The organism is Kribbella sp. WER1, from assembly GCF_054189145.1.
Map to the genome: position 1 here is coordinate 2,813,175 of NZ_CM135186.1, position 25,936 is coordinate 2,839,110.

A 25,936-nucleotide genomic window follows, 5' to 3' on the forward strand; every position below is an offset into this window, starting at 1 on the left:
GTCAGTGCTGGTAGCCGTAGACGCCGCGCGACTCGTCGCGGACGACATGACCGTTCTCCAGCTCGATCACGCGCTTGCGCATCTGATCGACGATCGACACGTCGTGGGTCGCCATCACGACCGTGGTCCCGGTGCGGTTGATCCGGTCCAGCAGCTTCATGATGCCCACCGACGTACCGGGGTCGAGGTTTCCGGTCGGCTCGTCGGCGATCAGGATCATCGGCCGGTTCACGAACGCGCGGGCGATCGCCACCCGCTGCTGCTCACCGCCGGACAGCTCGTCCGGGAGCCGATCCTCCTTGCCGTCCAGACCGACCAGCTCGAGCACCTCGGGGACCGTCTTGCGGATGTGCGAACGCGGCTTGCCGATCACCTGCAGCGCGAACGCGACGTTCTCCGCGACGGTCTTGTTCGGCAGCAGCCGGAAGTCCTGGAACACGGTTCCGATCTGCCGCCGCATCTGCGGGATCCGCCAGCTGGCGAGCCGGTTCAGGTCCTTGCCGGCCACCATGATGTGGCCCTTGGACGTCCGGTGCTCACGGAGGACGAGGCGCAGGAACGTCGACTTGCCGGACCCGGAGGTACCGACCAGGAAGACGAACTCGCCTTTCTCGATCTCGACGTTGACGTTCAGCAGAGCGGCCTTGGACTGGCCCTCGTACGTCTTGGAAACATTCTCGAAGCGGATCACGGATTCATCCGGCCGTGGTCGGGAACAGGGAGCGACGCGACGGTAACCACGAAGTGCACCGTACGCCACCGGAGCGGCCGGCAGTCAGTCTAGGGCTTCCACGGCGTGCCGCGGACCGGACCTGCCGCTCCGTACGCCGCCGTCCGATACCCGGAGCGCGGACCTACGCGTCGGACAGCCGGGCGATCGTCGCGGAGGCGCGGCGGACGATCGGGACCGGGCCGGCCGGCAGTACGTCGCCGATGAACGCGTAGTGCCGCAGTACGTCGGGATCGACGTCGCCGGGGCGGTGCCGGCTGTGGTCGCGGACCCAGTCGATGATGTCGCCCCAGCCCGGCGCGGCCAGCGAACCGCCGAAGTGCTGCACGGACAACCCGGCGCACAGGTTGCCGAACGCCAGCCGGTGGGCCAGCGGCCAGCCGCGGAGCGTGCCGAGCACGAGGGAGGCCAGGAACACGTCGCCGGCGCCGGTCGGGTCGTACGAGTGCACCGGCAGCGCCGGGACCTGCTCCTCCTCGCCGGTCGTCTGGTCGATCGCGAGGACGCCGTCGGCGCCGTTCGTGACCACGGCGAGCGGGACCCGCTCGGCGAGCTTGTGCAGCGCGGCCTTCGGGTTGTCGGTCCGGGTGTATGCCATCGCCTCGTCGGCGTTCGGCGTGAACGCATGGAAACCGTCCAGTACGTCGAGCACGGCCGGTGACCACTCGTCCGTCGGGTCCCAGCCGACGTCCCCGAACAGCAGCGCGCCGGACTCGCGGGCCTCGACCGTCCAGCCGGGCAGGTCCTCCGCGACCGGGACGATCGCGGAACGGGTCTTCAGCCCCGGGCCGACCAGCTTGCTCGGGTCGCCCGGCGCCTCGTGAGCGTGGGTGACCATCGCGCGGTCGCGGTTGATCGACATCGACACCGTCACCGGGGAGTGCCAGTGCCCGATCCGGCGGGAGTGCGACAGGTCGACGCCCTCCTGGTCGGCGAGCGTCCGCCAGCAGAAGTCGGCGTACACGTCGTCACCGAACACGGCGGCCAGACCGCTGCGCAGGCCGAGCCGGGCGGCCGCGATCGCGAAGTTCGCGACACCGCCGGGGCAGGAGCCCATGCCTTCGGCGAAGATCTCGGTGCCGGTGGTCGGGGCGGACGCCAGGCCGGTCATGACGATGTCGTAGAACACGGTCCCTTGTACGAAGACGTCGTACCCGTCCTGCTGGTCCGTCACGGTGACACTACTCCTTGTCATCCTGGTCGGTCGGTCGTGGAATGCTCCTTCGTAGCATCATCGTCCGTTCAAGACCACGGAATTGGGAGGGCAACGATGAGCATCGGGATGTGTCTGTGATTCCGACCTGGATCTCGGTCGTCGGGGTCGTGATGACGGTGTTGTCACCGCTGCTCGCGCTCGGCGGCGTGGTGCTCGGGGCGTACCTGACCCGCAAGTCCGACCGCGAGCTCGACACCTGGCGGCACCGCGAGGAGACGATGCGGATGGTGCGCTGGGCGGTCGAGCAGATCCTCGAGGGCGAGGACGCGGGCACCGACGCCGGCGTCGTCACGCTCCGTTCACTGATGCGCTCGGAGCTGTTACAACCCGAGGACTACGACCTGGTCGCCGCGCTGACCGCGGCCGTTGCGATCGACCGGGTCGGGGCGGACGCGTACGCTGATATTGCGGAAGCTGACATCGAGGTCGTCGAGGGAGACAGTGACCATGGCTGACAAGCGGACCGTCAAGGTCTCCCGCCAGGTGATCGAGCTGGCCCGCCTCCACGTCGAAGCCGCCCGCCGAGCCGGCCGCAAACCCGACGAGGCGGTGGCCCGGATCGCCAACGCACACCCCGACAACGGCAACGAGTCCCCTACCCCCGCACCTGCCTGAGCGCTAACAGGGCCAGGAGGACCCCTCCGGCGACGAAGCCCCAGGTCGGGCTGGTGTGCTGAACGAGGACGCCGGCAGCGGCGGAGCCGGCTGCGGAGCCCAGGTTGTTGCTGGTGTTGATCCACGTGCTGGCTTCAGTGCGTTGGTGGGGTGGAGTCACCGTGTCGGCCGCCAGGTAGGCGACTACGAAGAGTGGTGCTACAGCTGCACCCGCTACGCCTAGTACTGCGCCCAACGGGATCAGGCCAGGCACGACGGACGCTGTGAGTAGACCAGCGGCCAAGACGGCGATCAACGCGGCCAGGTGGGTCGACAGCGAGCGCGTGTGGGAGCGCCGCGCCCAGAGGATCCCGCCTACGACGCTGCCGGCTGCTATGGCTGCTTCGACGTACCCAGCCGCGCCAGGGTGGGCCGCCTGCTGAGCTACCGCGGCTACGCAGAGGTACGCCGTACTGATGCCGGCTGCGGTGAGGAGGATGACCACCAGGACCCGGCGGAGGCCCGGGAGGACCAGCGGACCTAGCGGGTGGCGACCGGGTGCTGGTAGAGCAGTGTGGGTGGTCACTGGGCTGGTGACCATTGCGAGGGTGCCCAGCAGCATCAAAGTGGCTGAACAGGCCAGGGAGATCGGCGCGGCGAAGACCCCGATCAGCGTGCCGGCGATCAGCGGCCCGCCGAGGAACAGGCATTCCTCCGCGACCGCGTCCAGCGCGTACGCGCGCTCCTTGAGCGGGAGGCCGTCGGTGAGGAGGCGCCAGTTCGAGCGCATGGACGGCCCCAGCGGCGGCGCTAGCAGGCCGGCTACACCGACCAGGACGAGCAATACGGCGGCGTTCGGCGTACCGGAGATCAGGAACAGGCCGGCGGACGAACCGGCGGCCAGGACCGGAAGGACGCGGCGTTGGCTGAAGCGGTCGACCAGGCGAGCCTTGTACGGCATCGACAACGAGCTGACGCCGAAGAGGGCGACGGCCGCGCCGGCGGTGGCGAAGGAGCCGGTGGAGTGGCGGACGGTCATGAGCAGGGACAACGGGAGCAGACCGTACGACAGCCGGCCGACCAGCGCGGGCACGAACGTGCGCAGCGCTGACGGCAACAGCAGGACGTCACGGTAGCTCCCGGCACGAAGAGTGCCGGACACAGGAACGCTCCTAGGAATTCACGACGGAATGGGGGCTCAGGACGGGAGCCGCGCTCTAGTCACGAAGTGAATGCATGCCGCACAGCATACGCGAGAAATACCCCCGGCATCAGCCGTTCCGGTCGTAAGGTCGGTGTTCGGTGCGCAGGCTGTGGGACTGCGCTGAACGGAGGCGGCACATGAGCGGGATGACGCGGCGGCGGTTGCTGGGGATCGGCGCCGGACTGTCGGCGATGGCAGTGGCGGGCTGTGGCTCCAACAGCGGACGGCCTTCCACGAGCGGCGGGTCGAAGCCGACCTTGCAGCAGTGGTACCACCAGTACGGCGAAGCGGGCACGCAGCAGGCGGTGGAGAAGTACGCGAAGGCCTACCCGGACGCCACCGTGACGATCCAGTGGTCGCCGGGCGACTACGACAAGAAGGTGTCCACGTCGCTGCTCACCGACCAGGGCCCGGACGTGTTCGAGAACGGCAACGGCCCGTCGATCGACATGATCAAGGGCAAGCAGGTCGTCGAGCTGACCGACCTGCTCGGCGACGCGAAGAGCGACTTCAACCCCGCGCTGCTGGAGCGGATGTCCTACCAGGGCAAGCTGTACGGGATCCCGCAGGTCGTCGACATGCAGCTGCTCGTGTACCGCAAGAGCCTGCTGAGCGCGGCCGGCGTGCAGCCGCCGCAGACCGTGGACGAACTGCTGGCCGCGGCGAAGAAGCTCACCACCGACAAGGTCAAGGGCCTGTTCGTCGGCAACGACGGCGGCGTCGGCGTCCTGGGCGGCCCGGCGCTCTGGTCGGCCGGGCTCGACTACCTGACTCCCGACAACCAGTTCGGCTTCGACGACCCGGCGGCCGTCGAGTCGCTCCGCAAGCTGCGGGAGTTCTGGACCGCGAAGGTTCTGTTGCTGGGGGCACCGACCGACTGGTCCGACCCGTCCGCCTTCACCCAGGGCCTGACCGCGATCCAGTTCACCGGTCTGTGGACCCTGCCTGCCATCGAGAAGGCGCTGCCGGGCGACTACGGCGTCCTCCCGTGGCCGAAGCTGAACGCCACCACAGGCAAGCCGAGCGTCCCGATCGGCGCATACGGGTCCTGCGTGAACGCGAAGTCGAAGAATGTCGACGCGGCCAAGAAGTTCGTGAAGTGGCTGTGGGTCGACCAGACCGACGACCAGCTCGACTTCGCGCAGTCGTACGGGTTCCACATTCCGGCCCGGAAGAGCCTGGTCGAGAAAGCGACCAAGCTGAAGTCCGGCCCGGCCGCCGACGCGGCCAAGCTCGCCACCGAGAACGGCCACGCCCAGACGCCGATGCTCTGGTCGCCGAAGGCCGGCTCGGCGTACACCGACGCGCTGAACAAGATCATCCGCAGTGGTGCCGACCCGGCCGCCGAGATCAAGACCGTTCGCACCGTCACCGAGGCCGAGCTGAAGCGGATCGCCGGATGACGCTCGCGCTGCAGCCGCTGACCGACGACGACCGCGAGCTGATCGAGCTGGCCCGCCGTACGGTCGACGCGAACACCGACGGACCCGACGGCGTCTACACGATGGGCGCCGCGGTCCGCGGGATCGACGGCCGGATGTACGCCGGGATCAACCTGTACCACTTCACCGGCGGCCCGTGCGCGGAACTCGTCGCGCTCGGCCGGGCCCGCGCCGACGGCGCCCGCGAGCTCACCACGATCGTGGCCGTCGGCAACGAAGGCCGCGGCGTGGTCGGCCCGTGCGGCCGGGACCGCCAGGTCTTCGTCGACTATCACCCGACGATGCGCGTCATCCTGCCGTCCCCGGACGGCCCCGCCTCGGTACTCGCCACGGACCTGCTACCAGGCGCATACCGCTGGACGCCCTAGACGTTCGGGATGATGTCCTTCCCGTACGACGCCAGGGTCTGTTCCTTGGCGTCGTGCTGGAGGTAGAGCGCGAACTGGTCGACGCCGAGGTCCTTCAGCTCCGCGAGCCGGGCCAGGTGGTTCTCGACCGGGCCGAGGATGCAGAACCGGTCGACGACCTCGTCCGGGACGAACGCCGTGTGCGTGTTCCCGGCCCGCCCGTGCTCGGCATAGTCGTAGCCCTTCCGCCCTTCGATGTAGTCGGTGAGGGCCTTCGGTACGGCGCCGGACGTGCCGTACCGCGCGACGATGTCGGCCACGTGGTTCCCGACCATGCCGCCGAACCAGCGGGTCTGCTCGCGCTGGTGCTCGAGATCGTCCCCGACGTACGCCGGCGCCGCCACGCAGAACTTGATCGCCTGCGGATCACGGCCCGCCTGTTCCGCGGCCCGGCGTACCGCGGTGATCATCCACGCGGCGATGTCCGGGTCGGCGAGCTGCAGGATGTACCCGTCGCCGACCTGTCCGGTCGCTTCCAGGGCCTTCGGGCCGTACGCCGCGACCCACACGTCGAGCGCCCCGTTCTCGACCCAGGCGAACTTCAACTGCTGACCGCGATAGGAAACGGTCTCGCCGCAGGCCAGCGCGCGGACCACCTCGACGCACTCCTTCAGCTCGGCGATCGTCCCGGGTTTCGCGCCGAGCGTACGGAGTGCCGAGTCGCCGCGGCCGATCCCGCAGATCGTCCGGTGACCGAACATCTCGTTCAGCGTCGCGAACTGGGATGCGATCACGGTCCAGTCCCGGGTCCCCGGGTTCGTCACCATCGGGCCGACGATCACCCGCTCGGTGGCCGCGAGGATCTGGCTGTAGATGACGAACGGCTCCTGCCAGAGCAGGTGCGAGTCGAAGGTCCACACGTACCCGAACCCCGCGTCCTCCGCCTGCCGGGCCAACTGCACGACCGTGGACGCGGGCGGATCACACTGGAACACCACACCGAACTCCACGGCGTCTCCCCCTACATCAAGTACGACGACAGGCCGCGCTTGAGGAACTTCCCACGCCCCTTGCGGCCCTGGTAGTTGCCGTCAGCCACGATCACCTCGCCGCGCGAGATCACCGTACCCACCCGGCCCTGGATCTCGACCCCTTCGTACGCCGAATAGTCCATGTTCATGTGGTGCGTCGCGACACCGATCCGGGTCGTTCCGTTCGGGTCGTAGATGACCAGGTCCGCGTCCGAGCCGGGCTGCACGATCCCCTTCTGCGGGTACAGCCCGAACATCCGGGCCGGCGTGGTCGCGATCGTCTCCACCCAGCGCTCCAGCGAAAGCTTGCCGTCGACAACGCCCTGGAAGACCAGGTCGACCCGGTGCTCGACGCCGCCGATCCCGTTCGGGATCTTGGAGAAGTCGCCGAGGCCGAGCTCCTTTTGGTCCTTCATGCAGAACGGGCAGTGGTCGGTCGACACGACCGCGAGCTCGTTGGTCCGCAGGCCCTTCCAGAGGTCGCGCTGGTGCGACTCGTGCTTGCTGCGCAGCGGCGTCGAGCAGACCCACTTCGCGCCCTCGAACCCGGGCGCGCCGAGCTGGTCCTCGAGAGTCAGGTAGAGGTACTGCGGGCAGGTCTCCGCGAACACGTTGCGGCCCTCGTGCCGCGCGGCCGCGACCTTCTCGAGCGCCTGGCTCGCGGACAGGTGCACGATGTACAGCGGGCAGTCGCGGGCCACCTCGGCGAGCGCGATCGCCCGGTTCGTCGCCTCGGCCTCGAGCGCGGCCGGGCGGGTGATGCCATGGTGGATCGGGTCGGTCTGCCCGCGTTCGATCGACTGCTGGACCAGGACGTCGATCGCGATCCCGTTCTCGGCGTGCATCATGATCATCGCGCCGTTGTCCCGCGCGGTCTGCATCGCGCGCAGGATCTGCCCGTCGTCGGAGTAGAAGACGCCCGGGTAGGCCATGAACAGCTTGAAGCTCGTGATCCCCTCGTCCGCGACCAGCTGGTCCATCGCCTTCAGCGCGTCCGCGTCGACACCCCCGAGGATCATGTGGAACGCGTAGTCGATGTGGCACTCGCCCTCGGTCTTCGCGTGCCAGGCGGCCAGCCCGTCCTGCACGACCTCGCCGGTGCGCTGGATCGCGAAGTCGATGATCGTCGTGGTCCCGCCGTACGCCGCGGCGCGGGTCCCGGTGTCGAACGTGTCACTGGCCGACGTACCGCCGAACGGCATCTCCATGTGCGTGTGCGCGTCGATCCCACCCGGGATCACGTACTTGCCGGCAGCATCGATCACCTGATCGGCGGTGATCGTGGGCGTGACCGACGGATCGAGGACAGCAACGATCTTCTCGCCGTCGACGAGCACGTCGGCTGTTTGGGTTCCGGTCGGTCCGACGACAGTTCCACCTTTGACGAGCAACGACATGCGTGGTCTCCTCTACGGCGTAGTCAGGTCTCCGTAGGCGTCCGGCCTGCGGTCGCGGTAGAACTGCCAGCGGTCGCGGACGGTGTCCAGCAGCCCGAGGTCCAGGTCGCGGATGATCAGTTCCGGATCGTGGTCGTGCCCGACGTCGCCGACGAACTTCCCCTCCGGGTCGACGAAGTACGACGTACCGTAGAAGTCGTTGTCGCCGAACTCGGCCTCGACACCGACCCGGTTGATCGCCCCGATGAAGTACTCGTTCGCGACCGCCGACGCGGGCTGCTCGAGCTTCCACAGGTACGCCGACAGCCCGCGGCTGGTCGCCGACGGGTTGAACACGATCTTCGCCCCGGCCAGTCCGAGCGCCCGCCAGCCCTCCGGGAAGTGCCGGTCGTAGCAGATGTACACCCCGATCCGCCCGACCGCGGTGTCGAAGATCGGATACCCGAGGTTGCCCGGCCGGAAGTAGAACTTCTCCCAGAACCCCTTCACCTGCGGGATATGGTTCTTCCGGTACTTTCCGAGATAGGTGCCGTCGGCATCGATCACGGCGGCCGTGTTGTACAGCACCCCCGGCTGCTCCTGCTCGTACACCGGCAGGACCATCACCATCCCGAGCTCCCGCGCCAGCTCCGCGAACCGCTCGGTGGTCGGACCCGGCACGGACTCGGCGTACTCGTAGTACTCCGCGTCCTGCTGCTGACAGAAGTACGGCCCGTAGAACAACTCCTGAAAACAAATCACCTTCGCCCCGGCCGCGGCAGCCTGCCGCGCGTAGTCCTCGTGCGCCTTGATCATGGACTCCTTGTCACCCGTCCACGACGTCTGAACAAGCGCAGCCCTGACAACCTCCGCCACAAGAACCTCCCCAAGTAGCCGAGCCCCCATGCTCCATCCGCCACCACCCACCCGTCAACGGATGCACCGATGCTGGGCCTGGTGAGGGCGTACCGGAGTGCGGGGTCGGTGGGGACCCGGACGACCTCGATGCGCAGGTCGGTCGGCTAGAGAACGGCGATCGCGGCGACGACGGCGATCAGGATCACCGCGGCACCGACGATGGCCAGCACCCGGCCGTTGATCTTCGGTTCGGTCTTGGCCTCGGTCTGGGCCTCGTTGACGAAGGCGCGGAACATCTGCGTGCTCGCGCCCGGGTCCTGCTCGTTCTCCACGTTCTGCGGGACGTTCTGGTCAGCCATGGCCCAAGACCCTACCTGCCGCCGGTGCCCGGCAGGCAGCCCGCCCGGCCAGACCTCACACAGACCTGATGTACCATTTGGTACATGCGCTTCGATCACTCCACCACGATCCAGGCCGCGCCCGAGCGGGTCTGGGAGGTCTTCAGCGACGTCGAGCGGTGGCCCGACTGGACCCCGACCGTCGATTCCGTCGAGCGGCTGGACGCGGGCCGGATCCACGTCGGCTCCCGGACCCGGATCCGCCAGCCCAAGCTCGCCGTGGCGGTCTGGGAGGTCACCGAGTTCAAGGACGGTGAGTACTTCGAATGGGTCTCGAAGGGCCCCGGGATCAGGACGACCGGCGGCCACCGGGTGACGAGTACGCCGGAGGGTACGGTGGCGACCTCCACGATCATCCAGGAAGGTCCGATGGCGTGGCTGTTCGGCCGGATGTACGCCCGGCTGACCCAGAGCTACATCGAGACCGAGACCGCCAAGCTGAAGGAAGTCAGTGAGTCGCGCAACGCTGCTAGCTGATGCGGTTGAGCATTTCGCGAAGAACGGGATCGGGGATGCGAGCCTGCGGGCGATCGCGACCTCGATCGGTACGAGTCACCGGATGCTGATCTACCACTTCGGCTCCCGCGAGGGCCTGCTGGCCGAAGTGGTCCGCACCGTCGAGCAGCAGCAACGCGACCTGCTGGCGGACCTGTCGGACCTGCCGATCGAGGAGCAGGCGGAGCAGTTCTGGCGCTGGGTGACCGAGGCCGCGCTCGTCTACGGCCCGCTGTTCTTCGAGTTGAGCGCGCACGCGATGCAGGACCTCCCGCACACCGAGCCGCTCAAGGCGGACCTGATCAACGTCTGGCTGCCGCCGCTGATCGACCTGTGCGTCCGCGCCGGCATCCCCGCCGATCAGGCGCCGGCGTACGCGCGGCTCGGTCTGGCGGCGTCCCGCGGCCTCCTGTTCGACCTGCTGCTGACCGGTGACCGTACGGGCGTCGACGAGGCGTCGGCGCTGCTCACCCGGCTGTTCACTCCGCCGGTTCGGTAGGTACCTCGACCGAGCCGGCGACGATCGGCAGCCGCGAGTCCCGCAGTACGGCGACGAACGCGAACGGCCGGTCGAGCGTGACCTCGAGCCGCCGCCCCTTGCTGGTCACCATCGCGGCCCGCGTCATCGCCATCGCGGTCACGGCGGCCGCCTCGAACCCGGTCGCGAAGAACCGGGCGAGCACCCGCTGCCGGGCCTGGTCGATCCGCAGCGGCGTCGGACTGAGCGCGCTGAAGTGCCCCTGCGCTCCCGGATCCGACGACACCGTCGTCAGCCCGAACAGCTCCCGCGACGCCATCAGGTCGTGCTCGACGTCGACGCTGAACGCCGGTACCGACAGCCGGACCTGCTGCCGCGACGCCGTCGTCTCCCCGATCCGCACCCCCGGCGCGGCCTCCGACCCGACGTCGCCCTGCTCGATCAGCGCCTCCCCCGAGACCCCGCCGTCAGGATCACGAGAGGCGTCGAGCAGACCAGCCAGTACGTCGTCCTGCGCCGTCCCCGGCTGCCCGATCCCGAGCAGTACGTCGACGTCCGCGTCGCCCGCGACGGTGGCGACCGTGAGCCAGGCCGCGGACGGATGCTCGTACCGGCGGACGCTGTCGAGGTCCGTCGTGGACCGTTCGAGCCAGCCCCAGGACCCGGCCCACGGACCGTCCGGGATCCGCCGCGTGTGCTCCTCGAACGGGCGGACCCACTTCGTCCGCAGCAGGATCGCCGACGCGAGCAGCAGCTCGATGCCGCCATCCAGGTCGACCGGCATGTCGCGGATCAGGTCGTCGGTGTGGTCGGCCGCCCACGCGTCCAGTTTCGGCTTGTCGACGGCGGGGTTGCCGGTCAGCATGCCGACCAGCGGCGCCGGCACGACGCTGTCGAAGGTCTCCGCGAGCTTGAGCTGCTCGTCCACCCAGACGCCGAGCGCGGCGTGCAGGTCGGCGGACTGCTCGATCGCCTCGATCAGCCGGATCGCGTCGGTCGCGCCGGTCGCGGGGTCGACCCCGGCGGCGGCCGCGAGCTCCGTCCGGCCGGGTTCGTCCGCGCCGGTCGACAGCATCGCCAGCAGCGGCCACAGGCCCAGCCCGGCGATCACCTGGTTCTCGCCGTTCCCGGCGGGCAGCGCCCGCGCCCAGCGGCTGGTGAGTTCGTTGACTGCACGCACCACGTCGGCATCCATACCTCAACCCTGCCACACGGCCAGCAATGACGGTGATTTTCATTTCCAAAGGATTTCTGCCAGCATTTCGCGCATGCCGACCGCCAAGCAGGAGGAGTCGACGGGGTCATCGGTCGCCTTCACCGTGACACTGGTCCTGCTGGTCGCCGCGGCGCTGTTCGGACGGCGGCTGTTCGCCGGGTGGTTCACCGCCGAAGGGATCCGGACGTGGGCCACCGTGTTCGTCGGCGTGACCGTGCAGGCGGTGCCGTTCCTGGTGCTCGGCGTACTGCTGTCGGCCGCGCTCACCGCGTTCGTCCCGGCGTCGTTCTTCGCGAAGGCGCTCCCGAAGCACCCGGCCCTCGCCGTACCGGTCGCCAGCGCGTCGGGCGTCATCCTGCCCGGCTGTGAGTGCGCGTCCGTACCGGTGTCGGCCGCGTTGATGAACCGCGGCGTCACGCCGGCCGCGGCGATCGCGTTCCTGCTGTCGGCGCCCGCGGTCAACCCCGTCGTCCTGGCGTCGACCGCGGTCGCGTTCCCCGGTCAGCCGAAGGTGGTGGTCGCGCGGGCGGTGACGTCGCTCGCGGTGTCGATGATCCTCGGCTGGGTGTGGTTGCTGACCGGCAAGGGCATGCGGCCGCGGGTGGACCGGCATGCGCACGGCGACGGCAAGTTCGAGATGTTCCGGTCCGCGATGCTGCACGACTTCCTGCACGCCGGCGGCTTCCTGGTGATCGGCGCGGCGGCCGCGGCCACGCTGAACGTCGTCGTCCCGCGCACGTGGCTCGACCACGTCGCCGGGAACCTGCTGTTCTCGGTGCTGATCCTCGGGTTGCTCGCCGTCCTGCTGGCGATCTGTTCCGAAGCGGACGCGTTCGTGGCGGCGAGCCTGACGCAGTTCTCGCTGACCGCGCGGCTCGCGTTCATGGTGGTCGGCCCGATCGTCGACGTGAAGCTGATCGCGATGCAGGCCGGGACGTTCGGCCCGAAGTTCGCGGTCCGGTTCGCGCCCGCGACGTTCGTGGTCGCCGTACTGGCCAGTCTCCTCGTCGGATGGTGGTTGCTGTGAAGCGCAGTGTTGCCGGGCTGGTGATCGTGTTCGTGGGGGCCGCCGTACTGCAACTCGCGATCTCGGGGACGTACCTGCGGTACGTGAAGCCCGGGATGCGGTGGATGCTGCTCGCGGCCGGGGTGGTGCTGATCGGATTGGCGGTGAGTGACGTGTTCGCGCGCAATCGGCAGACCCACGACCACGGGTTGCCGCGGGCGGCGTGGCTGCTGCTGATCCCGGTGTTCGCGTTGCTGGTGGTGGATCCGCCGGCGCTCGGCGCGGACGCGGCGCGACGGCAGTCACCGGTCGCCGCGAAACCTGCCGCGCCGGAGGGGAACTCGTACTGGCGGGGGCAGCATTCGTACGACGCGCAGCAGATCGCGGTGCGCGACTACGCGACCTGGGCGGTGTGGAACCAGGACTCGATGAAGGGACGCACGTTCCGGCTGACCGGATTCGTCACCCCGGACAAGAAGGGCGTCTGGTACGTGACCCGGATCGGCGTCACCTGCTGCGTCGCGGACGCGTCCGCGTTCATGGTCGAGGCCCGCGGCCACGCCGCACCGGCGAAGAACCAGTGGGTGATCGTCACCGGAACGTGGGCCACACCAACGAGACGGGTCGACGGCGACGTCGCCGCGCTCGTCGTCCAGTCGGTCGAGCCGACGACCGCGCCCGCCAACCCCTACGAGTAGTTCACCCAGCCGGCCACCACCGGTACGCCGGTCGGCCGATGCACCGCGACGAATCCGAACGGCCGGTCCAGGTTCACCGACAGCGCCCTCGCGGTGACCGTCGGCGCCGCCCCGGCCGCCACCGCCATCGCCGTCACGGCCGCCGCCTCGAACCCGGTCGCGGAGAACCGGGCCATCACCACCTGCCGCGCCTGGTCGATCGCGAGCGGCTGCGGGCTCAACCCGGGGAAGTGCCCGCGGCGCGGGTCGGCGGCGGCCGTCAGCCCGAACACCTCGCGATGCTGCAGGAGATCGTGGTCGGCGTCGATCTCGAAGTACGGCAGCGAGAGCAGCACCGCCGGCGCATCGCGTCGACCACCTCGATTCCCGGCGCGGACCGTTCCGCGGCGAGCACCTCGGCGCCCGGCATCCCGTCGTCCTCGACCGTCAGGGCGGCGGACAGTACGGCCGCGCGCCCACCGTCCCCGACCACCAGCCGTACGTCGAACTCCCCCGCGCCCCGCACCGTCACCACGGTCAACGGACCCGTCGCGCCCTCGTACACGCGCAGGCTGTCCAGGTCCTCGTCCGCCCGGCTCAGCCACCGCCGAACGCCCCGCGTGTACTCGTTGAACGGCAGCTCCCAGTCCGTCTTCAGCGCCAACGCCGACGCCAGCACCAGCAGAACGTCGGGCGTCAGCTGTACCGGCATCTGCCGCAGCAACCCGTCCGTCTGCTCGACGACCCACGCATCCAGCGCGACCTGATCGGTCAACGTCCCGCGGACCTCGGGCGGCAGGAACCGGTCCACGCCGGCCTGCAGCTCGACGTCCGGCCGTGTCCACAGCCCGAGCGCCATCCGCAGACCGGGCGCCTCGAGCAGTCCGCCGTACCGCTCGCCGGCCGCCTCGGCCAGCTCGCTGTGGGCCGGCTCGTCCGCGACTTCGGCGAGCATCGCGAGCAGCGGCTGCACGCCGAGCCCGGAGACCACCGTGCTGTCCTCGCCGGGCAGTTCGGCGATCCAGCGCGCGGTCAGTCGGGCGATCTGCTGAGCGTCCACTCACACATCCTCGCGCATCCGCGTTCCACGCGCATGAAGCGAACAGTCCAGCCCAAGGTCCTCTACTTCGGTACGCCGGTCGTCCTGATCAGCTCCCGCAACCCCGACGGCAGTACGAACCTCGCGCCGATGTCGTCCGCGTGGTGGCTCGGGTACACCGCGATGCTCGGGATGGGGACCAGCGCGCAGACCGTGAAGAACCTCGCCGTCCGGCCGGAGATCGTGCTGAACCTGGTCGATCCGGACATGGTCGCAGGCCTCGACCGGATCGCCCTGCTGACCGGGTCGGAGGAGATGTCGGAGGCGAAACGCGGCCGCGGGTACCGGTACGAACCGGACAAGTTCGCGGCCGCCGGGCTGACCCGCGAGGCCACCGAACTCGGCCTGGACGGCGTCGCCGAGAGCCCGATCAACCTCGAAGGACGGATCCAGGCGATCCACGAGATCGGCGGCCCGGACTCGCACCTGTGCGCGCTGGAGATGCGGGTCGAGCGGGTCCAGGTCCGCGAGGACCTGCTGATGAGCAACGACCGCTACATCGACCCGCTGCGCTGGGATCCGCTGATCATGAAGTTCACCGAGTACTTCGCGGGCGGCGCGCCGGCGTACCCGTCGTCGCTGGCGCGCGGTTGGGAGATGCCGCCGATGGTGGTCTCAGGCCGCTGAGACGAGGTCGCCGGACTCCGTCTTGCGCTTCCGCGGGGTCCGGCGGCGGACGATCGTGCATGCCATCCCGCCGATCACCAGCACGGCCGCGATCGCCTGCTGCAGCCCGACCGCCTCGCCGCGCAGCACCCAGGCCGCGGACATCCCGACGATCGGCACCAGCAACGAGAACGGCGCGACCGTACTCGCGTCGTACTGCCGCAGCAGGTATCCCCAGACGCCGAACCCGAACAGCGTCGCCGCGAACGCGAGGTACGCGATCGCCCCGATGCCGCTGAGCCGGATCCCGCAGAGCGCGTCGGCGTCGGCGCGCGGCCCCTCGGTGAGCAGCGAGAGCAGCACCAGCGGTACGACGGCGACGGCGCTGACCCAGACCATGAAGCGCAGCGTGTCCGGCGGCTTGGCGTACCGGGTGATCGTGTTCGACACACCCCAGAAACCGGCGGCGACGATCACCAGTACCAGCGCGCCGAGCGGTGCCGACAGCTGCTGGTCGAGCACGATCAGCGCGATCCCGGCGCACGCGACCACGATGCCGGCGATCTGCGCCGGCCGCGGGCGTTCGCGCAGTACGGCGATCGCGAACAGCACCGTGAAGATCACCTGGCTCTGCAGCACCAGCGACGACAGCCCGGCCGGTACGCCGTGGTCCATCGCGATGAACAGCAACCCGAACTTCGCGACCCCGAGCGCGAGCCCGACACCGACGACGTACCGCCACGGGACCCGCGGTTTGCCGAGGACGAAGATCGCCGGGACGGCGGCAAAGAAGAACCGCAGCGCGGACAGCAGCAGCGGCGGGATGCCTTCCAGGCCGACGTCGATGACGACGAAGTTGATGCCCCAGACAACGACGACGGCGAGTGCGAGGAGCAGGTCACGAGGCTTCATACGGTCAAGTGTCGGCAGGAGTACACTTAAGGACCAGCACTGATTGCTACCGCCTTTGATGTAGGAGTGCTACATGATCGATCTGGGTCGGCTGCGCGCGCTGCATGCCGTCGCGCAGTACGGATCGGTCAACCGCGCGGCCGAGGTGCTCGGGTACACGCCGTCCGCGGTGTCGCAGCAGCTCGCGAAGCTGGAGCGCGAGACGCGGACCACGCTGGTCGAGCGGCAGGGGCGCGGGATCGTCCTGACGGACGCGGCGCGGCAGTTGGCGGCAACAGCGGCGCGGATTCTGGAGCTGGTCGAGGACGCCGAGCTGACGCTCGAAGAGCAGCGCGGCGAGACGATCGGGACGTTGAGCATCGCCGCGTTCCCGACGGCGGCGCGCGGGCTGCTGCCGCCGGCGCTGGCGCGGCTGATCCACGATCATCCCGGTCTGGACGTCCGGGTACTCGAGACCGACCCGTTCGAGGCGGTCGCCGCGGTGCATCGCGGCGAGCTCGACATCGCGCTCGTCCACGACTGGCAGAACACGCCGCTCGGGCTGCCCGAGGGACTGTCCCGGGTGCGGCTCGGCGTCGACCCGGCCGACGTCCTGGTGCCCGCGACGCATCGGCTGGCCGGCAAGGAGTTCGTCCGCGCGGAGGACCTGGTCGGCGAGCGCTGGATCTGCCAGCCGGCCGGCTCGATCTGTCACGAGTGGCTGATCCGGACGATGCGCCGCGCGGGCGTGGAGCCGGAGGTCGCGTACTCGGTCGCGGAGTACCAGACCCAGCTCGCGATGCTCGCCCGCGGGATCGGCATCGGCCTGCTCCCCCGCCTCGGCCGCGGGCCGGTCCCGGACGGCGTGGTCGTCGTACCTTTGCAGCCCGCACCGACGCGCCGGCTGTATGCGGTCTGGCGGACGACCACGTCCCGGCGTCCGGCGATCACGGCCGCGCTCGGCATCCTGAAAGCCGCCTGGCCGGACCGCGACACGGCGTGAACCGTTGACAACACTCCGCGACAACCTCTAGGTTCACGTGAACTGTTAGGAAACCTTCCTAATCATCCTCCCCGACGCCCCCTCGGAGGAAGTTCATGATCCGAACGCTCGTGGCCGGCGTCCTGCTGGCCGCCTCGACCGTCCTTCCCGCCCAAGCCGCGGACACGCCTGTCGGCCGCAACGGCCAGTTGCACGTGTGCGGCACCAAGCTCTGCAACGAGCGCAACGAACCCGTCCAGCTGCGCGGGATGAGTACGCACGGCCTCCAGTGGTACGCGAACTGCCTCAAGACCGCCTCGCTCGACGCCCTCGCGAACGACTGGAAAGCCGACATCCTGCGCATCTCGATGTACGTGCAGGAAGGCGGCTACGAGACTGACCCCGTCAAGTACACCAAGCTTGTCGACAACCTGATCGAGGAAGCCACCAAGCGCGGCCTCTATGCCCTGGTCGACTGGCACCAACTCGACCCCGGCGACCCGAACGCGAACCTCGCACTCGCCAAGAAGTTCTTCGCCGAGATCGCCGATCGGCACAAGGACAAGAACAACATCATCTACGACATCGCCAATGAGCCGAACGGCGTCTCGTGGGCCGGCATCAAGTCGTACGCCGAGCAACTGGTCCCGGTGATCCGCGCCAAGGACCCGGACGGCGTGATCTTCGTCGGCACCCACGGCTGGTCCTCGCTCGGCGTCTCCGACGGCCGGACCGAGGCAGACGTGATCGACAACCCGGTCAAGGCGTCCAACCTGATGTACACGTTCCACTTCTACGCGGCGTCCCACCGGCAGGAGTACCTGGACGCGCTGAGCCGGGCCGCGGACAAGATCCCGTTGTTCGTCACGGAGTTCGGCACCCAGACGTACACCGGTGACGGCGGCAACGACTTCACCTGGTCGCAGAAGTACCTGGACTTCCTGGACAGCAAGCAGATCGGCTGGACGAACTGGAACTTCTCCGACGACTTCCGCTCCGGCGCCGTCTTCAAGGAAGGCACCTGCGCGGGGAACGACTTCGCCGGTACGTCGATGCTCAAACCGGCCGGCGTGTGGATCCGCGACCACCTCCGCAACCGGACGGTTTCGGCAGCGGCCGACGTCAGTACCTCCGCCGAGCTCAAGGCCGCGCTCGCGAACGCCAAGCCCGGCGACACCATCGAGCTCGCCGACGGAACGTATTCCGGAAACTTCAAGACAACGGTTTCCGGAAGTTCCTCCGCGCCGATCACGCTAGCCGGATCCGCGAAGGCCGTGCTCACCGCGAGCGGCGGCTACGGCCTGCACCTGAACGGCGCGTCGTACTGGAACGTCCGCGGCATCACGGTCACCGGCGGCCAGAAGGGCATCATGGTCGACGGCGCCACCCACGTCACGATCGACGGCGTGACCGTGCACGGCCTCGACATGGAAGGCGTGCACTTCCGGAACAGCTCGACGTACGGCGTGATCCGGAACTCGCGGATCTACGACACCGGCAACGACGGCCGCGGGATGGGCGAGGGCGTGTACGTCGGCACCGCGGGCGGCACGTCGGACAGGTCCGACCACGTGCAGATCGTCGGCAACACGATCGGCCCGGACGTCGGCGGCGAGGCGGTCGACCTCAAGGAGGGGACGACCGGCGGGCTGGTGTCCGGGAACACCTTCGACGGCAAGGGCCTGACCGGCGCGAACTTCGACGACAGCTGGGTCGATGCCAAGGGCAACGACTACGTGATCGAGAACAACACCGGCAAGAACACCACGAACAACGGGTACGAGACGCACACCCAGCAGTCCGGATGGGGTTGCGGGACGGTGTTCCGCGGCAACAAGTCCGACCTCACCGGCGCGACCGGGAGCGGGCGGTACGCGTTCAACATCACCAACTACAACGCATCCACATGCAAGGTGACGGTTGCCCGCAGCAACACCATGACCGGCGGGAAGGCGCTGACCAACCCGGGGATCCCGATCAGCTGACGAAGACTCCCCGGCCGTCCTGCCCGGCGGCCGGGGCCCGGCCCGGCTGGCCCGCCCCGGCAGCCGGGCCATCCGTCTGTGTCTCTGTCTGTGTCTCCGTCTGTGCGCAGGCTGGGGTCGCGGCCGGCGCGGCGACGATCCGGCGGAGCTTGTCCTCGGTCTCGTCGTCGAACGCCGTGTACACGGTCGCCCGGAGCGGCCCGAGCTGCGACAGCCAGAGGTTCACCGGGTCGATCCGGAGCAGCCCGTACCCCGCCACGTCGAGCGTCTTCATCCGGGTGCTCGGCGCCGCCACGTCGTACCGCTCCCACAGCTCCGCGAAGTACGGCGAACTGCTCAGCAGCCCCTCGATCAGGTCCTGCCAGAGCGCGTCACCGACGTGTTCGGCCGACGCGGAACGGAACGCCGCGACCATGTGGTGCTTGGTCGTCTCGGCGTCGACGAAGGTGCACTTCCAGGCCTCCGACACGAAGTTCAGCCAGAGCATGTTCCGCTCCTCGACCGGCACCCGCTCCAGATCCAGGACGACCCGGCAGTACGCCTCGTTGAACGCGAGGATGTCGTACCGCTCGTTCAGCACCAGCGCCGGGTACGGCGAGACCGCGTCCAGGGTCTTGCGGACTGACGGCGGCAACGCCGAGCACGCGCCCTGCGTCGGCCCGAACTGCAGCCCGGCCAGCCGGAACAGGTGCGTCCGCTCCTGCCGGTCGAAGCGGAGTGCGGTCGCGATCGCGTCCAGCACCTGCGCGGACACGTTGATGTCGCGGCCCTGCTCCAGCCAGGTGTACCAGGTGACACCGACGCCGGCGAGCAGCGCGACCTCCTCCCGCCGCAGCCCCGGCGTCCGGCGGCGGCCGCCCGGCGCGAAGCCGACCTCGTCCGGCCGGATACGTTCGCGGCGGCTGCGCAGGAAGACCCCGAGCTCACGGCGCTGGGCCGTTGCCGTTGTGTCGGTGGCGGCTGTCATGCTTCCATCATGGACATCGTCCGAGCCGGGTGCCAGGTGCTGCGAGTAATAGGATAACCAGGCTCTCACCACCAGGCTCGGGATGCGCTCACGCTGGTCACATGACAGACCAGCTCCAAGCCACCACTGTCCCGGTCGGCGCCCGGTCACGGGCCGCCACGGGGTTGGGGCCGATGGCCCTCTCCAGCTTGCTCTTCGGCGCCCTGCTGCCGGCGCTTTCCTTCTTTATGATCAACGTCTCGCTCCCGGCCATCGCGAAGGACTTGCGCGCGGACGCCGGCCAACTGCAGCTCGTCGTCGGCGGGTACGGCATCGCGGTCGCGACGCTGCTGGTCGTCGGCGGGCGGCTCGGCGACAGCTTCGGCCGCCGCCGGCTGTTCCTGATCGGGCTCGCGGGTTTCACCGTGACCGCCCTGATCTGCGCGATCGCCCCGACGATCGGCGTCCTGCTCGCGGCCCGGATCGTCCAGGGCGTCTCCGGCGCCGCGGTCACGCCGCAGGTCCTCGCGTCGATCACGAGCCTGCTGTCCGGCGAGCACCGGGCTCGCGCGATGGCCTGGTTCGGCGTCGCCAACGGGATCGCGGCCGCACTCGGCCAGATCCTCGGCGGCGTCCTGATCGAGGCGAACCTGTTCGGGCTCGGCTGGCGCGCGGTGTTCCTGATCTTCGTCCCGGTCGGCATCCTGGCGATCATCGCCGCGCTCCGGGTAGTACCGGAGAGCAAGGCGGACCAGGTGCACCGCGTTGACCTGGTAGGCGCCGTACTGCTCGCAATCACGCTCGTACTGCTGCTGTTGCCGCTCACGGAAGGCAGGCCGCTCGGCTGGCCGCTGTGGACGTGGCTGAGCCTGGCCGCCGTCATCCCGGCCACAGCCGGCCTGGCAGTGCACCAGCACCGGGCTGAACGCTCCGGGCGCTCCCCGTTGATCCCACCGACCGTCCTGCGGCTACGCGCGATGCGGCTCGGCCTACTGCTGGCGGTCGGCTTCTTCACCACCTTCGGCGGCTTCATGTTCTGCTTCGCACTCGCCACACAAGGCGAAGCGCACATGACTCCACTGGAAGGCGGTCTGAGCCTGCTCCCCCTGGCTGTCGGCTTCCTGATCACCTCGGTCTACGGCCCCCAACTCCAACAACGCTACGGAGCAGGCCTCATCCTCCGAGGCTGGATCATCCAGGCCGTCGGCTACGCCCTCCTCGCCGTAGTCGCCCTCACCCTCTGGCCCCACGTCACGCCACTCACCATCGGCGCACCGCTCCTGGTAGCCGGTGTGGGCTCCGGGCTCGTCATGGTGCCCCTCATCGGCGTAGTAGTCGGCCAGGTCCCACCAACCCAAGCAGGCATGGGCAGCGGCATCCTCCTCACCACCCAACAGACCTGCCTCGCCCTGGGCGCCGCCACAGTAGGCACGGCCTACCTGTCCCTCTCCGCAACCTCATGGGGCCAAGGCGGCGCACTAGCTGCGGTAGGCCTGGCCATCACGGTCATCTCGCTGCTGATGACCCCGGTCACTCATCTGCTGCGTACCAGTGGGAAGGGCGCGTAAGAGCGGTTGGGAGCTTGGTGCTTTGGTCGCCTTGTGCGGCGTTGACCTGGGATTGGGTGAGGAAGAGGGCGCCCGTCAGGTCGGCGCCGCGGAGGTCTGTGGTGCGGAGGTCGGCGCCGATCAGGTCTGCCTGACGGAGGTTGGCGTTGCGGAGGTCGGCGCCGATCAGGTAGGCGCCGCGGAGGTTGGCCTTCGAGAGGTCGGCGTTGCGGAGGCGGGCTCCGACGAGGTCGGCGCCGCGGCGCTCCTTCTTCTTGGGTTGCTTGCCGCGGACAGCCAGGCTGGTCTGCAGGAGGATCTCGTTGACCAGGGCCCGTTCCGCGGCGACGTCGACGGCTTCGAGGTTCGGCGTACGGCTGATGGCCTCGACGCGGTCGATCGCCGGTTGCGCGTTCGCGTTGTACTCAAGGGCTTCCGTCAAGTACCACAGGAGCTCGTGGAGCTGGCGGAGGATCGGGAGGGCGGCGTACAGCTCCGGTCCGCGCCGCGTCAGCTCCTGGCCGGCACCGAAGCAGTCGTACACGGTGCAGCCCGGGAAGCCCTCGCCGCGGAGCCGGCTGTGGATCGTGCAGCGGTGGTCGGCGCTCAGGTTCGGGCAGGGGTCACCCGCGGGCTTGTCGATGGCGAAGTCCGCCGACTTCGCGAACGTCAGTACGACACAGCAGAGGCCGACGCACATACTACAGTCGGCGCGGAGCCTGCTTCGGGGGTCAGTTCTGGTCGGCAACCGTCTGGCCGGTCCGGCGCCAGCGGATGCCGGCCTCGATGAACTCGTCGATCTCGCCGTCGAAGACACCGGACGTGTTCCCGGACTCGTACTGCGTCCGCAGGTCCTTCACCATCTGGTACGGGTGCAGGACGTACGAGCGCATCTGGTCGCCCCACGAACCGGCCACGTCGCCGCGCAGCGCGTCCAGCTGCGCCCGCTCCTCGGCCTTCTTCAGCGCGAGCAGCTTGGCCTTCAGGATGACCATCGCGCTGGCCTTGTTCTGCAGCTGGGACTTCTCGTTCTGGCAGGAGACCACGGTGCCGGTCGGAAGGTGCGTGATCCGGACCGCGGAGTCGGTGGTGTTGACGCTCTGCCCGCCCGGCCCCGACGACCGGTACACGTCGATCCGCAGCTCTTCTTCCGGTACGTCGATCTCGTCGGTCTGCTCGAGCACCGGGACCACCTCGACGGCGGCGAACGACGTCTGCCGGCGGCCCTGGTTGTCGAACGGCGAGATCCGCACCAGCCGGTGCGTACCCGACTCGACGGACAGCGTCCCGTACGCGTACGGCGCCTTGACCCCGAAGGTCGTCGACTTGATCCCGGCCTCTTCGGCGTACGACGTGTCGTAGACCTCGGTCGGGTACCCGTGCCGTTCGGCGTACCGCAGGTACATCCGCTGCAGCATCTCGGCGAAGTCCGCCGCGTCCACGCCGCCCGCCCCGGAACGGATCGTGACCAGCGCCTCACGCTCGTCGTACTCGCCGGACAGCAGCGTGCGGACCTCGAGCGACTGGATCGCCTTAGCGACCGAGCCCAGCTCCTTCTCCGCCTCGGCCAGGCTGTCCGCGTCGTTCTCCTCACGGCCCAGCTCGACCAGCACCCCGAGGTCGTCGAGCCGGCCGCGCAGTCCGGTGACCCGCTCGACGTCGGCCTGCAGGCTGGACAGTCGCGACGTCACCTTCTGCGCGTTCGCCTGGTCGTCCCAGAGGTCGGGCGCAGCGACCTGCTCGCCGAGCTCGTCGATCTCCTTGCGCAGCGCAGGGAGATCGAGCACCTTCTCGATCGAGGTCATCGTCGCGTCGAGCTGCTTCAGCTCCGCGTCAAAATCCAGTCCAGCCACAACCAAGGAGCTTAGCTCAGCCGAGACCGCGACGAAGAACGGTAAAGACTTCGGCGACCGCCAGCTCCAGCTCCCGCTGCGCCTGGGCGAGCTCCGCGGGCGACGCGTCGTCGGGCAGGACCGTCATCAACCGCTCCTCCAGCACCTTCTGCGCGGCGGCGTACAAGGCGGCCGTCAGGCGGTTCTTCAGGTGATCCGGGGACCGCTCGTCGAGCGCCTCGGTGAGCGACCGCTCCAGCTCCTCGGCGGTCAGCCGCCGCCGCGCCAGCAAGGCAGGACTGCCCTCGATCGTGCGCACGAACTGCTTCCAGGTGGCCAGATGCCCGACCTCGAGCCGCTCCCGGGTCTCCTTCAGGTACTGCGTTTCCAGCACGCCGACCGGATCCGCATCGGCCGGCGCCTCGCGCACCGCCCGCGCCGGGCCGCGCCACCACCCGGCCTCGTCGAAGAACAGGTCCTCCTTGGCCGGGAAGTGGTTGAACACGGTCTGTACGGCGACGTCCGCGGCCCGGGCCACTTCGGCGACCGTGACCGCGTCGAAGCCGCGCTCGAGGAACAGACCGGTGGCCACATCCGAGATGGCCTGCCGTGTCTGCTGCTTCTTGCGTTCCCGCCGCCCGAGCTCCATTGCGCTCACTCTAGTGGATCTGTTTTACTGAATCCATTCTTGTAGTCACTACATCTTTGGAGCACATCCAATGACGATTCTCGTCACCGGCGGCCGCGGCGCGATCGCCCGCGCCGTCACCGCGCTGCTGACCGAGGCCGGCCAGGACGTCCGCGTCGCCAGCCGCGAGCCGTCCGCCATCACCTCGGCGGTCGCGTACGACGCCGCCGACCCGGCCCCCGCCCTCCAGGGCATCAGCCAAGTCTTCCTGTACTCCGACCCGTCGACGGCGCCCGCCTTCGTGGCCGCGGCCGAAGCCGCCGGCGTCAAGCAGGTCGTGCTGCTCTCGTCGCTGTCGTCACTCGGCGGCCCGGAGGACCCGCACGCCAAGACCGAGCAGGTGATCGCCACCGGTTCGTACGCGACCACCCGGCTGCAGCCCGGCGCGTTCATGAGCAACGCGAAGTACTGGGCGTACCAGGTCCGCGCGACCGGCCAGATCCGGCTGCCGTACCTGGATGCCGAGGAGGCGCCGATCCACGAGCGCGACATCGCCGACGCCGCGGTCCGGGTCCTGCTGGACGGTCCGGGCAACCGGCACGACGGCCGCGGGTACCCGATGACCGGGCCGGAGTCGATGACGCGGCGGCACCAGATCGAGCTCGTCACGGCGGTTACCGGCGTACCGATCGAGGCTGTCGACCTGACGCCGGACGAGGCCCGCGCCGAGCTGGGGATGCGCGACGAAGGGCAACGCGAGACGCTGCTGGCCTACTGGGCGTCCCGCGTCGGGTCCCCCGCCACGATCGAGCCCGGCGTCGAACTCCTCACCGGCCACACCGCACGGACCTTCACAACCTGGCTGAACGACAACCCCGGCCTGTTCAACGGATAGGGACGATCGCGGCGGATTCGGACGCCACGTCGGCGGTGCCGGGGAAGCCCGGCGGGCGGAACGGCAGCTGGGTCGTGGACGTGAGGCGGACCGTCACCGTCGTACCCTCGACGTCCACCGACCAGTCGAGGTTGTCGAACCTGTTGCTCGCGGCCACATCGTCGAGGTAGTCCGCGGTCAGCCGCCGCGCCTGGTCCGGATCGATCGCGGCGTTCGCGCCCGCGCCGGGCTGCGCGTAGACCGCGGCGAGCCCGTTCGCGGCGGCGAGGACAGCGCCGTCGGCGGTGGAATCCAGATCGCGACGGACCAGGAACGCCTTGGAGATGTCGGTCACCACGACCACCATCAGCAGGATCACCACGGTGAACCCGACGATCAGCATGGTCATCTGCCCGTCCTCGCCGCGCTTGCGGCGGGTCATCCGTCCCCCTTGGCTTCGCGGTAGTCGCCGAACGCCTCGGTGTGCGAGGCGCTGATCCGGATCGCCGGCGGCTCACCGCCGAGCGCGTCCGGGATCAGCGGCAACCGGACCTTGGTCTCCAGCGACACGGTCACGGTCGACCCAGGCTGCAGACACGCCGGGTTGCAGCTGATCCGGAGCTCGTCCGTTGACAGCTCCATCCCCTGGTCCCTCATCGCCAGCTGCGCGGCCGCGAACGCCCGCGCCCGCGCCTCGTCCTCGGACACCCCGTCCGGCACGATCACGAACGCCCGCCCCGCGGCCCGCGTCGCCGCGGTCGCGCCGTACGACGCCCGCTGGACGTCGAACACCCCGAGCATCATGTACACCAGCGGCACCATCAGCAGAATCGCCAGCCAGGAGAACTCCACCACCGCGCTGCCCCGCTCGTCCCTGCGGCGCTTCACTCGCCTGTCTCCTTCACCGCATGGCCCTGGACGGTGAAGGCGATGCCCGGGCCCCACATCCCGAGCGGGGGCATGTGGGCACGCACCGACACCACGACGCCGGGCTGCCCGTCGATGTCGGTCGCGTCGCCCGACACCGAGTCGACCAGGTTGTCCGCGACCACGCCACTGATCAGCTCCCGGGTCCGCGTCGCACCGTCGGCCGGTGCCCGGTTCAGCACGGCCGCGTAGTGCGCGCCTTCGGAGGCGGCGGCGGTCACGGTGTTGCGGACGTACAGGAACAGGCCGACCTGCAGGATGCCGAGGAACAGCGGCACCAGGATCGTCGAGACCAGGACGAAGTCGACGACAGCCGATCCCCGCTCGCCGCGGGATCGGCCCATTACTTGTTGGTGACCGACGACAGCGCGTCGCTGAGCATCTTGGCGAGCTGGTCGCCGGCCAGCTTCCAGATCGCGACGACCAGGCCGGCCGTCATCACGGTGATCAGCACCCAGCCGGGGACGTCGCCGCGCTCGGTCCGCGCCGGACGCGGCTTCAGCAGCAGCGTCAGGAACAGCCTCGTCAGGTACAGGGACATGACCTCTCCT

32 protein-coding genes are annotated in these 25,936 nt (G+C 69.2%); 13 read left to right on the top strand and 19 right to left on the bottom strand.

Annotated features, from left to right (window positions below):
• Window position 1: 1 nt before the first annotated feature.
• Together ftsE and ACXJJ3_RS13720 are read right to left on the bottom strand one after the other, a co-directional pair.
• Window positions 2-691, bottom strand: a complete 690-nt coding sequence (ftsE, locus tag ACXJJ3_RS13715) for a cell division ATP-binding protein FtsE (RefSeq protein WP_077013482.1) — start codon at window positions 689-691, stop codon at window positions 2-4.
• A 163-nt stretch (window positions 692-854) separates the two neighbouring features.
• The gene (locus ACXJJ3_RS13720) at window positions 855-1,904 is read right to left on the bottom strand and encodes a carbohydrate kinase family protein (RefSeq protein ID WP_458170399.1); all 1,050 of its coding nucleotides are present in this window, start codon (window positions 1,902-1,904) and stop codon (window positions 855-857) included.
• A 110-nt stretch (window positions 1,905-2,014) separates the two neighbouring features.
• Between ACXJJ3_RS13720 and ACXJJ3_RS13725 the strand changes: the two genes are divergently transcribed.
• Both ACXJJ3_RS13725 and ACXJJ3_RS13730 read left to right on the top strand, forming a co-directional pair.
• A complete protein-coding gene (locus tag ACXJJ3_RS13725; protein WP_458170400.1) occupies window positions 2,015-2,401 on the top strand; it encodes a hypothetical protein in 387 nt (128 codons plus the stop codon).
• The gene (locus ACXJJ3_RS13730; RefSeq protein ID WP_427884783.1) at window positions 2,394-2,561 is read left to right on the top strand and encodes a hypothetical protein; all 168 of its coding nucleotides are present in this window, start codon (window positions 2,394-2,396) and stop codon (window positions 2,559-2,561) included. The genes ACXJJ3_RS13725 and ACXJJ3_RS13730 overlap by 8 nt, the downstream gene beginning before the upstream one ends.
• On the opposite strand, the gene ACXJJ3_RS13735 is transcribed toward ACXJJ3_RS13730, so the two are convergent.
• Window positions 2,542-3,702 (bottom strand): MFS transporter, encoded by a 1,161-nt coding sequence (locus tag ACXJJ3_RS13735; RefSeq protein ID WP_458170401.1) that lies wholly within the window; start codon window positions 3,700-3,702, stop codon window positions 2,542-2,544. The genes ACXJJ3_RS13730 and ACXJJ3_RS13735 overlap by 20 nt on opposite strands.
• Window positions 3,703-3,881: 179 nt before the next feature.
• Between ACXJJ3_RS13735 and ACXJJ3_RS13740 the strand changes: the two genes are divergently transcribed.
• Both ACXJJ3_RS13740 and ACXJJ3_RS13745 read left to right on the top strand, forming a co-directional pair.
• Window positions 3,882-5,147: an ABC transporter substrate-binding protein gene (locus tag ACXJJ3_RS13740; RefSeq protein WP_458170402.1), complete on the top strand. Its 1,266-nt coding sequence runs from the start codon at window positions 3,882-3,884 to the stop codon at window positions 5,145-5,147.
• Entirely contained in the window at window positions 5,144-5,554 is a 411-nt protein-coding gene (locus ACXJJ3_RS13745) for a cytidine deaminase family protein (RefSeq protein WP_458170403.1), read from the top strand. Before ACXJJ3_RS13740 ends, ACXJJ3_RS13745 begins: the two co-directional genes overlap by 4 nt.
• Here ACXJJ3_RS13745 and ACXJJ3_RS13750 read toward each other — a convergent pair.
• The 4 genes from ACXJJ3_RS13750 to ACXJJ3_RS13765 all read right to left on the bottom strand — a co-directional run bounded on the left by ACXJJ3_RS13750 (window position 5,551) and on the right by ACXJJ3_RS13765 (window position 9,157).
• The gene (locus tag ACXJJ3_RS13750) at window positions 5,551-6,543 is read right to left on the bottom strand and encodes a TIGR03842 family LLM class F420-dependent oxidoreductase (protein ID WP_458170404.1); all 993 of its coding nucleotides are present in this window, start codon (window positions 6,541-6,543) and stop codon (window positions 5,551-5,553) included. The genes ACXJJ3_RS13745 and ACXJJ3_RS13750 overlap by 4 nt on opposite strands.
• An 11-nt stretch (window positions 6,544-6,554) precedes the next feature.
• Window positions 6,555-7,961: a dihydropyrimidinase gene (gene hydA, locus ACXJJ3_RS13755; RefSeq protein WP_458170405.1), complete on the bottom strand. Its 1,407-nt coding sequence runs from the start codon at window positions 7,959-7,961 to the stop codon at window positions 6,555-6,557.
• A gap of 12 nt (window positions 7,962-7,973) precedes the next feature.
• Window positions 7,974-8,846: a nitrilase-related carbon-nitrogen hydrolase gene (locus tag ACXJJ3_RS13760; RefSeq protein WP_458170406.1), complete on the bottom strand. Its 873-nt coding sequence runs from the start codon at window positions 8,844-8,846 to the stop codon at window positions 7,974-7,976.
• 116 nt (window positions 8,847-8,962) lie between these two features.
• A complete protein-coding gene (locus ACXJJ3_RS13765) occupies window positions 8,963-9,157 on the bottom strand; it encodes a hypothetical protein (RefSeq protein ID WP_458170407.1) in 195 nt (64 codons plus the stop codon).
• Between the two features lie 84 nt (window positions 9,158-9,241).
• Here ACXJJ3_RS13765 and ACXJJ3_RS13770 point away from each other — a divergent pair, with 84 nt between their 5' ends.
• Both ACXJJ3_RS13770 and ACXJJ3_RS13775 read left to right on the top strand, forming a co-directional pair.
• Window positions 9,242-9,673: an SRPBCC family protein gene (locus ACXJJ3_RS13770; RefSeq protein ID WP_458170408.1), complete on the top strand. Its 432-nt coding sequence runs from the start codon at window positions 9,242-9,244 to the stop codon at window positions 9,671-9,673.
• Entirely contained in the window at window positions 9,648-10,190 is a 543-nt protein-coding gene (locus tag ACXJJ3_RS13775) for a TetR/AcrR family transcriptional regulator (protein ID WP_458170409.1), read from the top strand. The genes ACXJJ3_RS13770 and ACXJJ3_RS13775 overlap by 26 nt, the downstream gene beginning before the upstream one ends.
• Here the strand turns inward: ACXJJ3_RS13775 and ACXJJ3_RS13780 are convergent.
• Window positions 10,171-11,364, bottom strand: coding sequence for a serpin family protein (locus ACXJJ3_RS13780; RefSeq protein WP_458170410.1), 1,194 nt, complete (start codon window positions 11,362-11,364; stop codon window positions 10,171-10,173). The genes ACXJJ3_RS13775 and ACXJJ3_RS13780 overlap by 20 nt on opposite strands.
• 73 nt (window positions 11,365-11,437) lie before the next feature.
• On the opposite strand from ACXJJ3_RS13780, the gene ACXJJ3_RS13785 reads away from it, so the two are divergent.
• Window positions 11,438-12,412: a permease gene (locus ACXJJ3_RS13785; protein WP_458170412.1), complete on the top strand. Its 975-nt coding sequence runs from the start codon at window positions 11,438-11,440 to the stop codon at window positions 12,410-12,412.
• The gene (locus ACXJJ3_RS13790) at window positions 12,409-13,089 is read left to right on the top strand and encodes a TIGR03943 family putative permease subunit (RefSeq protein ID WP_458170413.1); all 681 of its coding nucleotides are present in this window, start codon (window positions 12,409-12,411) and stop codon (window positions 13,087-13,089) included. The genes ACXJJ3_RS13785 and ACXJJ3_RS13790 overlap by 4 nt, the downstream gene beginning before the upstream one ends.
• Here the strand turns inward: ACXJJ3_RS13790 and ACXJJ3_RS13795 are convergent.
• Both ACXJJ3_RS13795 and ACXJJ3_RS13800 read right to left on the bottom strand, forming a co-directional pair.
• A complete protein-coding gene (locus tag ACXJJ3_RS13795) occupies window positions 13,080-13,424 on the bottom strand; it encodes a serpin family protein (RefSeq protein ID WP_458170414.1) in 345 nt (114 codons plus the stop codon). The two genes, ACXJJ3_RS13790 and ACXJJ3_RS13795, sit on opposite strands and share 10 nt — an antisense overlap.
• Window positions 13,349-14,128 (bottom strand): hypothetical protein, encoded by a 780-nt coding sequence (locus tag ACXJJ3_RS13800; RefSeq protein ID WP_458170415.1) that lies wholly within the window; start codon window positions 14,126-14,128, stop codon window positions 13,349-13,351. Before ACXJJ3_RS13800 ends, ACXJJ3_RS13795 begins: the two co-directional genes overlap by 76 nt.
• A gap of 33 nt (window positions 14,129-14,161) precedes the next feature.
• Here ACXJJ3_RS13800 and ACXJJ3_RS13805 point away from each other — a divergent pair, with 33 nt between their 5' ends.
• Window positions 14,162-14,794 (top strand): flavin reductase family protein, encoded by a 633-nt coding sequence (locus ACXJJ3_RS13805; RefSeq protein WP_458170416.1) that lies wholly within the window; start codon window positions 14,162-14,164, stop codon window positions 14,792-14,794.
• Here ACXJJ3_RS13805 and ACXJJ3_RS13810 read toward each other — a convergent pair.
• Window positions 14,783-15,685 (bottom strand): EamA family transporter, encoded by a 903-nt coding sequence (locus ACXJJ3_RS13810; RefSeq protein ID WP_458170417.1) that lies wholly within the window; start codon window positions 15,683-15,685, stop codon window positions 14,783-14,785. The two genes, ACXJJ3_RS13805 and ACXJJ3_RS13810, sit on opposite strands and share 12 nt — an antisense overlap.
• A gap of 73 nt (window positions 15,686-15,758) precedes the next feature.
• Here ACXJJ3_RS13810 and ACXJJ3_RS13815 point away from each other — a divergent pair, with 73 nt between their 5' ends.
• Window positions 15,759-16,667 carry a LysR family transcriptional regulator gene (locus ACXJJ3_RS13815; RefSeq protein WP_458170418.1) on the top strand — a complete coding sequence of 303 codons (909 nt, stop codon included), beginning with the start codon at window positions 15,759-15,761 and terminating at the stop codon, window positions 16,665-16,667.
• Between the two features lie 95 nt (window positions 16,668-16,762).
• Window positions 16,763-18,631, top strand: coding sequence for a cellulase family glycosylhydrolase (locus ACXJJ3_RS13820; protein ID WP_458170419.1), 1,869 nt, complete (start codon window positions 16,763-16,765; stop codon window positions 18,629-18,631).
• Here the strand turns inward: ACXJJ3_RS13820 and ACXJJ3_RS13825 are convergent.
• On the bottom strand, window positions 18,624-19,598 hold the full coding sequence (locus ACXJJ3_RS13825) for a helix-turn-helix transcriptional regulator (RefSeq protein WP_458170420.1): 975 nt from the start codon (window positions 19,596-19,598) through the stop codon (window positions 18,624-18,626). The two genes, ACXJJ3_RS13820 and ACXJJ3_RS13825, sit on opposite strands and share 8 nt — an antisense overlap.
• Window positions 19,599-19,699: 101 nt before the next feature.
• Between ACXJJ3_RS13825 and ACXJJ3_RS13830 the strand changes: the two genes are divergently transcribed.
• A complete protein-coding gene (locus ACXJJ3_RS13830) occupies window positions 19,700-21,145 on the top strand; it encodes an MFS transporter (RefSeq protein WP_458170422.1) in 1,446 nt (481 codons plus the stop codon).
• Here the strand turns inward: ACXJJ3_RS13830 and ACXJJ3_RS13835 are convergent.
• The 3 genes from ACXJJ3_RS13835 to ACXJJ3_RS13845 are packed head-to-tail and all read right to left on the bottom strand — an operon-like array spanning window position 21,108 to window position 23,605.
• Window positions 21,108-21,824, bottom strand: a complete 717-nt coding sequence (locus ACXJJ3_RS13835; protein ID WP_458170423.1) for a pentapeptide repeat-containing protein — start codon at window positions 21,822-21,824, stop codon at window positions 21,108-21,110. The genes ACXJJ3_RS13830 and ACXJJ3_RS13835 overlap by 38 nt on opposite strands.
• Window positions 21,825-21,855: 31 nt before the next feature.
• A complete protein-coding gene (prfB, locus tag ACXJJ3_RS13840) occupies window positions 21,856-22,977 on the bottom strand; it encodes a peptide chain release factor 2 (RefSeq protein ID WP_458170424.1) in 1,122 nt (373 codons plus the stop codon).
• 16 nt (window positions 22,978-22,993) lie between these two features.
• Window positions 22,994-23,605, bottom strand: coding sequence for a TetR/AcrR family transcriptional regulator (locus ACXJJ3_RS13845; protein WP_458170425.1), 612 nt, complete (start codon window positions 23,603-23,605; stop codon window positions 22,994-22,996).
• A 70-nt stretch (window positions 23,606-23,675) separates the two neighbouring features.
• On the opposite strand from ACXJJ3_RS13845, the gene ACXJJ3_RS13850 reads away from it, so the two are divergent.
• Window positions 23,676-24,479 (top strand): hypothetical protein, encoded by an 804-nt coding sequence (locus ACXJJ3_RS13850; protein WP_458170426.1) that lies wholly within the window; start codon window positions 23,676-23,678, stop codon window positions 24,477-24,479.
• Here ACXJJ3_RS13850 and ACXJJ3_RS13855 read toward each other — a convergent pair.
• The 4 genes from ACXJJ3_RS13855 to ACXJJ3_RS13870 are packed head-to-tail and all read right to left on the bottom strand — an operon-like array spanning window position 24,469 to window position 25,926.
• On the bottom strand, window positions 24,469-24,900 hold the full coding sequence (locus ACXJJ3_RS13855) for a pilus assembly protein TadG-related protein (protein WP_458170427.1): 432 nt from the start codon (window positions 24,898-24,900) through the stop codon (window positions 24,469-24,471). The genes ACXJJ3_RS13850 and ACXJJ3_RS13855 overlap by 11 nt on opposite strands.
• Window positions 24,897-25,346 carry a TadE/TadG family type IV pilus assembly protein gene (locus tag ACXJJ3_RS13860; protein WP_458170429.1) on the bottom strand — a complete coding sequence of 150 codons (450 nt, stop codon included), beginning with the start codon at window positions 25,344-25,346 and terminating at the stop codon, window positions 24,897-24,899. Before ACXJJ3_RS13860 ends, ACXJJ3_RS13855 begins: the two co-directional genes overlap by 4 nt.
• A complete protein-coding gene (locus tag ACXJJ3_RS13865; RefSeq protein ID WP_458170430.1) occupies window positions 25,343-25,729 on the bottom strand; it encodes a TadE/TadG family type IV pilus assembly protein in 387 nt (128 codons plus the stop codon). Before ACXJJ3_RS13865 ends, ACXJJ3_RS13860 begins: the two co-directional genes overlap by 4 nt.
• Window positions 25,729-25,926 carry a hypothetical protein gene (locus tag ACXJJ3_RS13870; protein ID WP_387663912.1) on the bottom strand — a complete coding sequence of 66 codons (198 nt, stop codon included), beginning with the start codon at window positions 25,924-25,926 and terminating at the stop codon, window positions 25,729-25,731. Before ACXJJ3_RS13870 ends, ACXJJ3_RS13865 begins: the two co-directional genes overlap by 1 nt.
• Window positions 25,927-25,936: the final 10 nt, after the last annotated feature.